10 protein-coding genes are annotated in these 12,388 nt (G+C 43.1%); 3 read left to right on the top strand and 7 right to left on the bottom strand.

Translation table 11 applies throughout. From position 1 onward, the window contains the following. Positions 1–89: 89 nt before the first annotated feature. The 5 genes from queE to JMX18_RS05825 all read right to left on the bottom strand — a co-directional run bounded on the left by queE (position 90) and on the right by JMX18_RS05825 (position 6,069). On the bottom strand, positions 90–824 hold the full coding sequence (gene queE, locus JMX18_RS05845) for a 7-carboxy-7-deazaguanine synthase QueE (RefSeq protein ID WP_201585649.1): 735 nt from the start codon (positions 822–824) through the stop codon (positions 90–92). A 183-nt stretch (positions 825–1,007) separates the two neighbouring features. Next, complete coding sequence (gene lhgO / locus JMX18_RS05840; RefSeq protein WP_201585647.1) at positions 1,008–2,216, bottom strand: L-2-hydroxyglutarate oxidase; 1,209 nt, start codon at positions 2,214–2,216, stop codon at positions 1,008–1,010. A gap of 124 nt (positions 2,217–2,340) precedes the next feature. Further along, positions 2,341–3,162 (bottom strand): 2,3,4,5-tetrahydropyridine-2,6-dicarboxylate N-succinyltransferase, encoded by an 822-nt coding sequence (gene dapD / locus JMX18_RS05835; protein WP_201585645.1) that lies wholly within the window; start codon positions 3,160–3,162, stop codon positions 2,341–2,343. A 132-nt stretch (positions 3,163–3,294) separates the two neighbouring features. Further along, positions 3,295–4,269, bottom strand: coding sequence for an alpha/beta fold hydrolase (locus JMX18_RS05830; RefSeq protein ID WP_201585643.1), 975 nt, complete (start codon positions 4,267–4,269; stop codon positions 3,295–3,297). Positions 4,270–4,317: 48 nt separating this feature from the next. After that, positions 4,318–6,069, bottom strand: a complete 1,752-nt coding sequence (locus tag JMX18_RS05825; protein ID WP_201585641.1) for an amidohydrolase — start codon at positions 6,067–6,069, stop codon at positions 4,318–4,320. Between the two features lie 656 nt (positions 6,070–6,725). On the opposite strand from JMX18_RS05825, the gene JMX18_RS05820 reads away from it, so the two are divergent. Genes JMX18_RS05820 through JMX18_RS05810 form a run of 3 tightly spaced genes read left to right on the top strand, consistent with a single transcriptional unit; the run spans position 6,726 to position 10,351 of the window. Next, the gene (locus JMX18_RS05820) at positions 6,726–7,730 is read left to right on the top strand and encodes a TAXI family TRAP transporter solute-binding subunit (RefSeq protein WP_406947366.1); all 1,005 of its coding nucleotides are present in this window, start codon (positions 6,726–6,728) and stop codon (positions 7,728–7,730) included. Further along, the gene (locus JMX18_RS05815; RefSeq protein WP_201585637.1) at positions 7,711–8,283 is read left to right on the top strand and encodes a DUF1850 domain-containing protein; all 573 of its coding nucleotides are present in this window, start codon (positions 7,711–7,713) and stop codon (positions 8,281–8,283) included. Before JMX18_RS05820 ends, JMX18_RS05815 begins: the two co-directional genes overlap by 20 nt. 22 nt (positions 8,284–8,305) lie before the next feature. Further along, entirely contained in the window at positions 8,306–10,351 is a 2,046-nt protein-coding gene (locus tag JMX18_RS05810; protein WP_406947365.1) for a TRAP transporter permease, read from the top strand. A 141-nt stretch (positions 10,352–10,492) separates the two neighbouring features. On the opposite strand, the gene JMX18_RS05805 is transcribed toward JMX18_RS05810, so the two are convergent. Beyond that, the gene (locus tag JMX18_RS05805; protein ID WP_201585633.1) at positions 10,493–10,966 is read right to left on the bottom strand and encodes a GFA family protein; all 474 of its coding nucleotides are present in this window, start codon (positions 10,964–10,966) and stop codon (positions 10,493–10,495) included. Positions 10,967–11,205: 239 nt separating this feature from the next. Next, complete coding sequence (gene lipA, locus JMX18_RS05800; protein WP_201585631.1) at positions 11,206–12,261, bottom strand: lipoyl synthase; 1,056 nt, start codon at positions 12,259–12,261, stop codon at positions 11,206–11,208. Positions 12,262–12,388: the final 127 nt, after the last annotated feature.

Here is a 12,388-nt window from a genome sequence, read left to right as displayed (position 1 = left end):
CGCCACTCAATCTAATAGTTTGCTCGCCATTCACTCTAACAATTAAACTAAAATAAAAAAGGCTCAGCTAGCGTCGTTCGCTGATATGCTTATTTACCTTTAGCGTCTGCCCAAATGATTTTATGCAGCTGTAATTGAAAGCGTACAGGTAGCGCATCGGCTAGGATCCATTCCGCCAATTCGCGCGCAAGTGCTGGCACCTCAGGGCTAGCACTCTTTGGGTCAGCGTCGTCTACCACATTGAACATGGGGGAGAACCATACCGTAGCCACACGTTTTTCAAGGTTGTATTCTTTCAGCATGGTCTTTGACCAGTCATAATCAGCACGATTCATAATGACGAACTTGAGCTGATCGTTTGGGGTCAAATAGTCTAAATTTGACCATAGGTTTCGATCCGCTTCTCCTGAGCTTGGCGTCTTAATATCCATAACCTTGCTCACAGCTGGCGGGACGTTAGCTACTGTGAGTGCGCCTGCGGTTTCCAAGGATATTTCATAATTATCGCTCAGCAGACGTTTGATGAGCTCGATAGCATTAGGCTGCGCTAAAGGTTCGCCGCCGGTCACACAAATACGTTTACAAGGATAGCTTTTGATAGTCTCTATAATGGTTTCAAGCGACTGCCGCTCACCACCAGTAAAGGCGTATTCGGTATCACAGTAAACGCAGCGCAGCGGACAACCGGTTAGGCGCACAAATATCGTTGGCAAGCCTGAAGTCAGCGCTTCACCTTGTAGAGAATAAAATATCTCAGTAATGCGTAAACCGGCTTCAGGGTCAGTGACAGGTATATGAGGTTGGCGTAGCAAGGTCTTAGTCATAATGTTTTCAAATACAATTGGCTGTCGATACTCAGTTAAATAGGTATCGAAAAAAATAAAAAAAGAATAGTTAATAAAGGGTTAAGACGTATAACTAATGGATTATAGCCTAAGTTATTGTATTAAACCGCAAAAAAGATATAGAGACTTTATATATGATAATGTTTGAGTCAATTTTATGATTTATTCATGGGTCATGATCTCTTTTACTATATATTCAGCAATAGCTAAAGAGGAGGTAGCACCGGGTGAGGGCGCATTACGAATGTGGGTGATATTCCCTTGTTTTCTAATAACAAAATCATCGACTAAAGAGCCATCAGTTTCCATAGCCTGCGCTCGGATTCCTCGGGTAGCAGGGGTCACTGAGACATTGGCTAAAGAAGGCACATATTTAGCGGCTTGTGCAACAAAGTTAGTTTGGCTTAAAACCGTACGTAACTCACGCGCGGCGGCGGGCACATTTTTCGACGAGAACCGCCAAAACCCTCTATAAGTAAGAAAATCATAAATATCTACAACGTTGTAATCTGTACCGCTATAATTTTCACGACCCAAAGAGATAAAGGCATTTGGTCCAATAGTCATCTGACCGTCAATACGCTTGGTAAAGTGTACCCCTAAAAAAGGATAGCTCGGGTCCGGTACCGGATAAATCAAACCTTTAACATGCTCTTTATAGGCCTCATCGATAACGTAATATTGACCAAAAAACGGCACTATTTTGGGAGTTTTGATATCGCCTGAATGAGCAGCCAGTCGGTCAGACTGTAAACCTGCACAGCTAACCACATAATCAAAAGTAGAATCATGATGGTCGTTATCAGAGAAGTGGACGCTGATTTTTTTATTGTTTTCAGTTAAATGAGTTACGGCTCTGCCAAGGATAATATCCGCCCCTTTTTCCAAGATTTCTTCCGCTATTTTTTGGGCAATATCTCCGTAGCTTACGATAGCGGTACGAGGAGAATAAAGTGCTTTCGTTCCAATGCAATTGGGTTCAACGGCGCTAATCTCTTCGGCATTTAGCATTCGAACATCAGCCACTTTATTGGCTATAGATCTTTGATAGATGCTCTCTAACCTAATCTCTTCGACGGTGTTTAATGCCACCACTACTTTGCCACATTCGTCGTAAGCGATATCCTTTTCTAAACAGTATTGCTTGACTAGCTCCGCACCTCGACGGCATAAGCGAGCTTTAAGGCCGCCGGGCTCATAATAAAGGCCAGCATGTACTACTCCAGAGTTGTGACTTGATTGATGTTGGGCAACCTTTTGTTCTTTTTCAAATACCGTTACTCTAGAGTCTGGAAAATCCAGTAGTAACTGCCGAGCCACAGAGAGTCCATTAATCCCTCCGCCAATGACCGCGTAATGATTATTAACCATATCAAATCCCTTGATAAGAGCATAAAAATAGCCAGTATGCCATGAATCTAAAAGCTAAAAAACCAATAAAGCCGACCTGCTATCAAGTCGGCTTTTTAAGCGCTACCCTTTTTAAGCAATAAACCTAGTCTAAACGCAGTAACTCATTTACCGCTGTTTTAGCACGAGTCTGGGCATCGACTTTTTTGACGATAATAGCAGCGTATAAGCTGTGGCTGCCATCTTTCGATGGTAAGCTGCCCGGCACCACTACTGAGCCTGCAGGTACTCGTCCACGATGAATCTCACCGGTTTCACGATCATAGATACGGGTTGATTGTCCGATGTAAACGCCCATCGAGATAACGGCGCCTTCCTCTACGATGACGCCTTCAACGATCTCAGAGCGTGCGCCGATGAAACAGTTGTCTTCAATGATAGTAGGGTTAGCTTGTAGCGGTTCTAAGACGCCGCCGATACCGACACCGCCTGATAGGTGGACGTTTTTACCGATTTGTGCACATGAGCCCACCGTTGCCCAAGTATCAACCATCGCACCTTGATCGACATAGGCACCGATATTGATATAAGAGGGCATAAGTACTGCGCCAGCGGCAATATATGAGCCTTTACGCGCAACCGCTGGAGGGACTACACGTATGCCTGCTGCTTTGAACTGTGCTTCGGTCCAGCCTGCAAACTTGGTCGGTACCTTGTCATAGAACTGCACATGCTCACCGGCTGGCATGGCGTAGTTATCATTGAGACGAAAAGACAATAGCACCGCTTTTTTGGCCCACTGATTGACCACCCATTCGCCAGCCTTTTTTTCAGCGACTCGCAAGCTACCGTTATCAAGTTGTTCTAGCACTTGCTCAATAGCCGCGCGCACATCTTGTGGCATATTGGCGGGACTATAATCGTTACGATTCTCAAAAGCTTGTTCGATAGTTTGTTGCAGTGACATAAAAATCCCTAAAAGTAATGAGCTAGCAATGAATTAAAATTTTAGTGCCATATCCAGCGCAATAAACGGTTTTAAAGATAAAAAACCACCCGAACTATTGTCGCTAATTTGACTGAGTTTAGCAAATAGACTCTAAGCCTGGTCGGCATCAATATAGTTATCTATCCAGTTTAAAATATCGTTATAGACCATACTATGGTTTTGCTCATGCAGGGGCTCATGACGCATATTCGGATAAAGCTGCTCATCTATATTTTTAAACCCTTGTTTCTCTAAATTACCAATAACTTTACGAATACCGCGGCCCATATCACCGATAGGATCATTCTCGCCGCTGACAAATAGCATGGGAAAATCTTTAGTAATAGTTTTCGCCCAGCCTTTATGGAGACTGGATTGCATCAAGGCGAATAAGGTCAAAAAACCATTATTAGTAAAATCAAAACCGGTTAAAGGATCGGCTTCATAAGCTTCAATAGCCGCCGGATCTTCGTTTAACCAAGCATGCTCAGAGTCTGAGATACGATTATCCAGCTTGCTATTAAGAATTTTATTCATGATGTTGGCAAATAAAGGGTTGGGCTTGCGGGGTGCAGCTTTGGCTAATATTTTGTTAAGCGGCATCAGTAGTTTAATCAACGGATTGGCGTCTGAGGAGCCCATAATAATAGCGCCTGCAAAGTCTTGGGCATGATGCTTGAGGACATTACGCACAATAAATGAGCCCATTGAATGTCCCATTATAAAGTGTGGTACCTGGGGATGACGAGATTTTAAGCTGTCTGCCATGATAATGACGTCTTTTAGCAACGATTGCATGGGATGCTCACGACCAAAAAAGCCAAATTCATCAGAGGATTTGACCGTCTGCCCATGACCGAGCTGATCGTAAGTGGCGACTGCGATACCATTATCTGCCAAAAACTGCGCAAAGTCGGCATAGCGCCCGCCGTGCTCCATCATACCGTGCACGATTAGCAAGGTTGCTTTGACATCCGTATCGCTATCGGTCGGCTCAAAAAAGCTATGGTGTAAATAATGAGTATTATCAGAAGAAGTGATTTGCTCAGTGCTGCTTTGATTATTGCTCTTATCAGTGGTGCTCATAAAGGCTTCCTTGTTTAAGTTTTAAGAATTGTTTTTTATTATAGTAAGTTATGATTTGGGGCGCTCATAAATAGTCTTACCTTCTTTAATGGTTCTAATAACTTTTATATCACGAATATTATTCGCATCAACGGTTAATGGGTTGTTATCTAAAATAACCAAATCAGCCAACTTGCCGGGCGTCAGTGATCCTTTGCTATCTTCCTCAAAATACTGGTAAGCAGCATTGGTGGTAATAGCTTGGAGGGCTTGATAAGGCGTGATTCGTTCATTGGCACCGATGACTTTACCTGAGCGCGAGGTGCGATTGACTGCTGACCATACTGAGAATAAAGGATCTAAAGGCGTTACCGTATCGTCGGAATGGTTGGTATAGGTAATGGCCATTTTATCAGCGGTGGCAATCGGACTTAAGAAGTTAGCACGTTTTTCGCCTAAGTTTTTGATGTGGACATCGCCCCAAAAGTAAGCGTGATTGGTAAAAAACGACGGTACCATTTTATATTTTTTGAACGTCTCTAGCTGATCAGGGCGAACGAACTGAGCATGGACCGGTACAATACGGCGGTCTTTGTCAGCGTCTTGTCCGGTTTTTTCGATGGCATGTTCATGGGCTTTGATAATCATATCGATTGAGGCATCACCATTACTGTGAATAAACAACTGATTATCACGCGCATAAGCCTTCACAAACATCGCGTTCATCTCATCTTGACTGAGACTAGGTAATCCGCGGCAATCACGCGCGCAGCCTTCAACTGGTGTCAGATAAGGCTGAGTAAAGTAAGCGGTTTTACCTTGGGGCGAGCCATCACCGATGATTTTGGTACCTTGGACTTTAAAGCCGTTTTGATAGGTTTTCCACCTAAAGTTTTCATCCGCTAAGTTTTCATCCAAATCGCTCGCGCCTGCTAAAGACACCAAATCGATTTTAAGTTTACCGGCATCTGCTTGTGATTGAAAAAACTTAATCGCGTCACGGGTGGTTGAGCCATCTTGGGCGGTAGTCACGCCACTCTCAGCATAATAGTCTTGGGTCTGCTCAAAAAACTCAGCTTGTTTAGGTTCTAGTATCTGCAGCAGATTGTACATAAACGGATACATGGCAGTTTCTTGTACCAAACCACTAGGCTCATCGCTGCCCGGCATACGGGCAATATTACCACCAGCCGGCGCTTCGCTGTCGGCGCTGATATTCATAGCGGCGAGGCCCTTGGAGTTGGCTACCCCCATATGACCACTGGTATGCTGCAAATAAACGGGATTATTAGGCAATACTTTATCGATATCATTTTTGGTCGGATGGCGCTGCTCAGCAAGCTGGGTCTCATCATAGCCCCAACCAAATATCCATTCGCCATCAGCAATATTGTTATCTTCTTTGTAAGCTTTTAGCGCTTGCAGCATTTTGTCGATATTATCGACATTACCAATAGGGGGCGGGTTCAGATCGACTTGACCCATAGTGTTCGATACCATACCGAAATGGCTGTGTGGATCGATAAAGCTTGGTAGTAGCGTTTGGTTTTGTAAGTCTATTTGCGCGGCATTTTTATATTTATTTTGGACGTCTTTTAAGCTGCCAACATAAGCAATCTTGCCTGCTTGAGTAACCAAAGCCTCGACCATCTGTGGCTGCTCACCCTCCATAGTAATGATATCGCCGTTGTAATAAACCGTTGCTTGACCAGAGGTAGTTTGAGTCATTGAATGAGTCGCTGTCTGAGTTGCCGTACAACCGATGACACTTATAACTGCTAGGCTTAGCAAAGTAGGTTTGGATAAAGTGTTTAGTAACATTATATTCCCTTGAAGACTTCTCTTAAAAGTTGTTTTAACTGCAGTTCTAGCCCTGATAGTAAAAGCTATGCAAGCAATAATATGATTTATAGTAACAAACCAGAGCGTTTATACTCAGCTTATTTATTGTTGTCCTAGTTAAACGGTAATCTATTCAAAATAAAAGAAGTGCAATTATTATAGCCTGCTACGACTATAAATACTCTTAGCCAGTTAAGAGAGCATAGGGTCAGACTATAGGAGTAGATGTTTAAAGGTGTTAAATGGTTAGAAGCTTTATTAAGACGGGTACCAGCGGTAGTTGATGTTGTTATCGAGATAAAACAATTTGCTTAAAAGCATCTTTTTGACCATTATAAGTGGATAAAGGTTTACAGGATATCTATATTCTGCTTAAATAGTGAGATGATGAAACATAGTTTCGCATAGTGAAACCGTGTATTAACGCTTATATGTCAATTAAAATGTTATTATAGATATAAGGCAAGGAGTAGCTTATATATTGTCTTAATCAAAAGGTTGTATAGTTTAGGAGAACACAGAGTATTTAGGGTGATAAGAGCATATTATGCTTGCTCCTCATTTTCTAAAGTTAGTTTATTTTATCAAGGAAGAAATCAATGAAGCTTACCAACAAAACCTCTTTAATCGTAGCTATGCTAGCCTCTAGCTTAGCATTCACTGCTTGTTCAGATACTGATAATGAAACGGCGACAGCCTCTGATCCAGCGGTGACCACCGAATCAGAAACACAATCAACGCCATCATCTACCGCTAGCGACAAGCTCGATACCAAGTTCGTTACTATCGCAACCGGCGGTGCATCAGGTCCTTATAATATCATTGGTACCTCATTATCAGAGGTTTATGCCAAAACTTTTGGGGTTAACTCAAAAACCCAGACCACCGGCGCATCTGTTGAAAACGTCAATCTGCTAACCCAAGGTAAAGTCGATATGGTACTGGCACTGAGCGATGTCGTTACTGATGCTGTGGTTGGTGAAAATAACTTTGATCAGCCGATAAGTAATATTCAACAAATTGCCGTGTTGTATCCTAATGTAGTGCAAGTTGTCACTACCAAAGATTCTGGTATCAAAAATATTGAAGATTTGCGCGGTAAGCGTATTGCAGTAGGCGACCAAGGTTCAGGCACTGAAGTCAACGCTCGTACTCTATTGGAAGGCTTTGGCATTACTTATGATGATGTGGAAGTAGACTATTTAGGCTTCGCTGAAGCTGCTGATGGTATGAAAGCGGGCAAAATTGAAGCGGCGTTCTTTAGTAGCGGTCTGCCTAACTCATCATTGATGGAGCTTGAGCAGGGCTTAGATTTGCAGTTAATCACTATTAATCAAGATAAGCTTAATGAGATCATCGCCACCAAGCCTTATTTCAAGACCTTTGAGATACCTGTAGGCACTTATGGTAACGAAACAGCTATCCCAACCGCCGCTATTATGAACGCTTTAATGGTGCGCTCTGATCTGTCTGAAGATGACGGTTATAAGCTTACCAAAGCACTATTTGAGAACTTGGATGGTCTAAAAACAGCCCACCAAGCGGCTAACGATATCAGCTTAGATACCGCTAACGTCGGCATGGTAGCGCCTATTCATCCGGGCGCCAAAAAGTATTACGATGAACAAGCCGCTAAATAAACGCTGGTGGTTATCCTCGTTCCCTAGCGCAGCATTAATTGTTGCGTTAGTTGTTTTTATACTACTAGTTATCTTTATACTATGGGCAGTGTTTAGCCGCCAGTCGGTCATCGAAGTACAAACTGAGGGCGATAGTGGCTTTAAAGGATCAGGCAAAACGGTCTGTTATTTCGTTGAAGCCGACTTTGAGCTGCGCTGGATGCATTCGGTAGAAAAGCAGTGGTGGGAGGAGCAGTATCAACGTAAAGATGATGGGCTGTTGTTAACCACTACTTATTTTCAAGCTTTTGGGGCAGGGACGCCATCGACCGAAGCGCTTGCACCCATCCAAAAACCAGGCTATTTAGGCTATCAAATCGATGAGAAACTGCCTAAGCTTAATTGGGTAGTGTCAAGGCTTACTAAAGGTGAGCTTAATTATGGCGACCAGCGAATTCTGATTCACCAATGGGTGCCGGATTATTCCGAGATAGCCATTACACCCAAAGCCTATAGTTTAATGGATAGATTTAAAAAGGATTTTTGCCATGAGCTCCCAAGTGACGGATCATGATAATGTGAATAATATGGCAGCAATGTCAGATAACAGGGTTGACGAGTCTATTCATTCCCCCGACCAAGCGGATACCCATGTTGATACTGAGCTTGAAGTACAGGCTCACAATCAAGCTATATTAGAAAAGTACGACCGTGAATCAATTACTCGCCAAATCACCCAAGGTCCAGTCAAATATTTTATCGCTGGGATTTGTATCTTATATTCCCTCTTTCATTTATATATCACTTTTAATCCGATGCCTGCATTATTACAGCGCTCCGTGCACGTAGGCGTTGGTTTTGCCCTTATATTTTTGATTTTTCCGGCTAGTAAAAAGAGTAGTCGCCAGCGTGTGGCTTGGTACGATTGGATTTGGTTTGCGTTGTCCTTATCAGGGATGAGCTACCTTATCTATGAATATCAAGATATTGTCACCTCGCGTGGCGGTATGGCCAATCAAGTTGATGTGATATTTTCTATTATCACAGTGATTTGTGTACTTGAAGGTAGTCGCCGAATTACCGGCTGGATTTTGCCCATATTGGCATCGATATTTTTGGCTTATCCGTTTGTTAGTCATTTCGACTTTATGCCTGATCGCTTACTGACACGCCCTTATGATATGGGCGATATCTTTGGTCAATTGTTTTTAAAGACCGAAGGCTTATATTCTGTTGCTATCGGTGCGTCGGTAACTTTTATCTTTTTGTTCATTCTATTTGGGGCGTTTTTAGCGCGTTCCGGTATGGGGCAGCTGTTTAACGATTTAGCCTTGGCGCTGGCAGGGGACAAAAAAGGCGGGCCTGCCAAAGTAGCAGTAATCTCCAGCGGCTTTATGGGCAGTATTAATGGTTCAGCCTTATCAAACGTCGTTAGCACCGGTGCTTTTACTATTCCTTTGATGAAAAAGGTCGGTTATCATAAAGATTTTGCCGGAGCGGTAGAAGCAAGTGCATCAGTCGGCGGGCAAATATTGCCGCCTATTATGGGCGCCAGTGCCTTTATTATGGCAGAAACCACAGGCTTGCCTTATAGCACCATTGCTTTGGCCGCCTTATTGCCAGCCGTGCTTTATTATTTAGGCGTTATTGCGCAAGTGCATTTCCGTGCTGGACGCCGCGACTTAAAGGGTATTGCCAAGGAAAGCTTACCTCGAGTCAAGGATGTATTAAAAGCACGCGGACATATGTTACTGCCTATTGTGTTTTTGATTTACTTGTTAATTAAAAACGTCCCTGTAGGTTACGCTGCTGCTTATACTATTGGTTTTACCGTGGTAATTAGTATGCTGCGTAAAGAAACCCGTATGGGGGTTAGTGATATTTTGGGTGCTTTAGAAGATGGCGCTCGCCAATCACTAGCGGTAATGGCAGCGTGTGCGGTGGTCGGGGTGATTATTGGGGTAGTGAGTTTAACCAGCTTTGGTACGGTAATGACCTCATCTATCGTAACCTTGGGGGCAGGATCATTATTTCTCACCCTTATTTTAACCATGCTAGCGTCAATGGTGCTCGGGATGGGACTGCCGTCTATTCCAGCCTATATTATTACCGCCACCATGGCCGCACCGGCTTTGGCTGGATTTGATATTCCTATTTTATCGGCGCACATGTTTGTCTTCTACTTCGGTATTTTTGCTAATATTACCCCGCCAGTCTGTCTCGCCGCCTTTGCAGGTGCAGGTATATCAGGCGGCGATCCGATGAAGACAGGATTCTTGTCGCTAAAACTAGCGCTAGCTGGATTTATCGTGCCCTTTATGTTTATCTACAACCCAACCATGCTGATGATAGATCCTACAGGGTTGGCGGTGACGGCAAAAGATTTCCCGCTACCTCCTATTGTTGATATCGTGACGGTGGTGGTGACTTCTGTGACCGGAGTTATCGCTTTAAGTGTAGCCTTGGAAGGTTTTTTTAGAGGTGTTATGAATCCGGTAACCCGTGCCATATTAGCGATTGGTGCGTTGCTGCTCATTTACCCTGAGATAACTACCGGGTTAATAGGCGGGTTTATAGTATTGATGATTGCGGTTTGGAATATAAAAACCAGTGGCAAGCCAACGCCGACTTTAGTAGTATAAAGCGTTAGTTTTGAACGATTTATGAGACTACTAAAGGTATAAATAAAAAGGGTGAGTAACGGTTATCTGTTACTCACCCTTTTTATATTCTAGTCTTAGATTTTAAACTTAAACTCTAGATATAGGTTCTAAATACAGCCACTAACGTTTAGCCACTCTTTTATACATACCCTGCGCAAGAGCTTTTACTATCATGGCCTGACTTTGTATAAAACCCTTATACTTGGGCAAGTTGTCTTCTATATCCTCAACACGCCGATTATAAAATAGATGCATAGTAGGCTTGGGCAAGGCGGTTACATCAGGATAATTGCTCGTAGGTATCAGGATCAGATTGCCACCCACTGCTTTCTCTATACTAGGTTTATTACAGCGAGTACAAAGCCCTCGGCTAATATTGGGCGGTAGTTTCCAGCGGCGAAACTTGGTTCTAATCAAGTTTAAGTCATCTACATCTGACTTGAGTAAAATTGTCACATCATTATAAGCCTGACCAGTATATTCTTGACAAATAGTGCAGTGGCAAATAAAGCGTTCAATAGGGGTATGATTAATAGTATAAGTATTGCTATAACAGGAGCAAGAGCCTTGTTGTGGAATAAATTTACTGCTCATCGGTCAATCCTTCTTTAATAAGAGGGTACAGGGTTATTAATTTATGATATTTACCTGACTGTCAACTTAGTATGAACCAAAGCCTAAGCAAATAATCTTAGATAATTGAGAATAAAGCTATATTTAAAATATAGCATTATCTTACCTAATTAGGATAACTACTTTGCTAATTGGCGCTAATAAAAAAGAGACCTTATTGGGTCTCCTCTTTATATACAGATAGCGCAATCAATGGCTTATTAACAACCAAGTTTGCCTTCAGTTTTACCTTCTGCCTCAAGTGCTTTTTTACTACGTACAGGAGCAGGGCAATCTTCGCCATAATATTGACGATCAGCAAAGTAGCTTGAGCGTACCATTGGACCTGCCCATACGCTAAATAAACCAATTTTTTTACCATAATCCATATAGCGTTGGAACTCGTCGGGATGGACATAGCGATCAACCGGCGCATGATTTTTACTGGGCTGCAAATACTGACCAACGGTTACCATATCGACGTTATGTGCTTTTAGGTCATCGAGTAGGGCGTATATCTCTTCTTCAGTTTCACCCAGTCCGACCATAAAGCCGCATTTGGTAGCGATATCTGGACGGCGCTTTTTATAGAGCTTGAGCAAATCAAGCGAATGCTGGTAATCAGAACCCGGGCGGAAGGCTTTATATAAACGCGGCACAGTCTCAATGTTATGGTTAAAGACATCGGGTGCAGTTTCGGTTAATAAATCCAAAGCGATATCCATACGACCACGGAAATCTGGCACCAGTATTTCAATCAAACAGTTCGGGCTCAGCGCCTTTGATTCATTAATCACATCGACAAAATGCTGGGCCCCGCCATCTTTTAGATCATCACGATCTACCGAGGTGATCACCGCATATTTAAGTCCTAAACCTAATATAGTCTCAGCGGTATGGCGCGGCTCATCCGGATCTAAATTATTAGGACGACCATGTGCCACATCGCAGAATGGACAGCGGCGCGTACAGATATCACCCATAATCATAAAGGTGGCGGTACCATCGGCAAAGCACTGCGGCAAGTTGGGGCAGGCAGCCTCTTCGCAAACGGTATAGAGCTTTTGCTTACGTAAGGTGGCTTTGATGCGCGCTACCTCAGCTGGCGATGACATCTTGACTCGAATCCAATCGGGCTTTTTCTTCGCTTCGACCGTTGGGATTACTTTAATAGGGATGCGCGCTACTTTATCGTAGCCGCGCAGCTTTTCGCCTTGAACGGCTTTTTTGGGCTTTGCTTTGGCAGCAGGAACATGGGTTTGAACGGCAATTGTCATAATTAAATCATCTCTTAACCCTTTATAAAGTAAGGGTTTATGGAATTATCAGCATGTTTTATGAGTTGAGTTATTATAGCAGATATAGCATCTGATTTTTTTGCTCATCTGTTGGTCATAGCCCTAT

The organism is Psychrobacter jeotgali (genome assembly GCF_904846315.1).
GTDB lineage: Bacteria > Pseudomonadota > Gammaproteobacteria > Pseudomonadales > Moraxellaceae > Psychrobacter > Psychrobacter jeotgali.
This window is presented reverse-complemented; position numbering and strand designations above follow the sequence as displayed.

Coding starts and splice junctions, on each gene's coding strand:
- queE (WP_201585649.1), bottom strand. CDS start 824: ATGACTAAGACCTTGCTACGCCAACCTCATATACCTGTCACTGACCCT.
- lhgO (WP_201585647.1), bottom strand. CDS start 2,216: ATGGTTAATAATCATTACGCGGTCATTGGCGGAGGGATTAATGGACTC.
- dapD (WP_201585645.1), bottom strand. CDS start 3,162: ATGTCACTGCAACAAACTATCGAACAAGCTTTTGAGAATCGTAACGAT.
- JMX18_RS05830 (WP_201585643.1), bottom strand. CDS start 4,269: ATGAGCACCACTGATAAGAGCAATAATCAAAGCAGCACTGAGCAAATC.
- JMX18_RS05825 (WP_201585641.1), bottom strand. CDS start 6,069: ATGTTACTAAACACTTTATCCAAACCTACTTTGCTAAGCCTAGCAGTT.
- JMX18_RS05820 (WP_406947366.1), top strand. CDS start 6,726: ATGCTAGCCTCTAGCTTAGCATTCACTGCTTGTTCAGATACTGATAAT.
- JMX18_RS05815 (WP_201585637.1), top strand. CDS start 7,711: ATGAACAAGCCGCTAAATAAACGCTGGTGGTTATCCTCGTTCCCTAGC.
- JMX18_RS05810 (WP_406947365.1), top strand. CDS start 8,306: ATGTCAGATAACAGGGTTGACGAGTCTATTCATTCCCCCGACCAAGCG.
- JMX18_RS05805 (WP_201585633.1), bottom strand. CDS start 10,966: ATGAGCAGTAAATTTATTCCACAACAAGGCTCTTGCTCCTGTTATAGC.
- lipA (WP_201585631.1), bottom strand. CDS start 12,261: ATGACAATTGCCGTTCAAACCCATGTTCCTGCTGCCAAAGCAAAGCCC.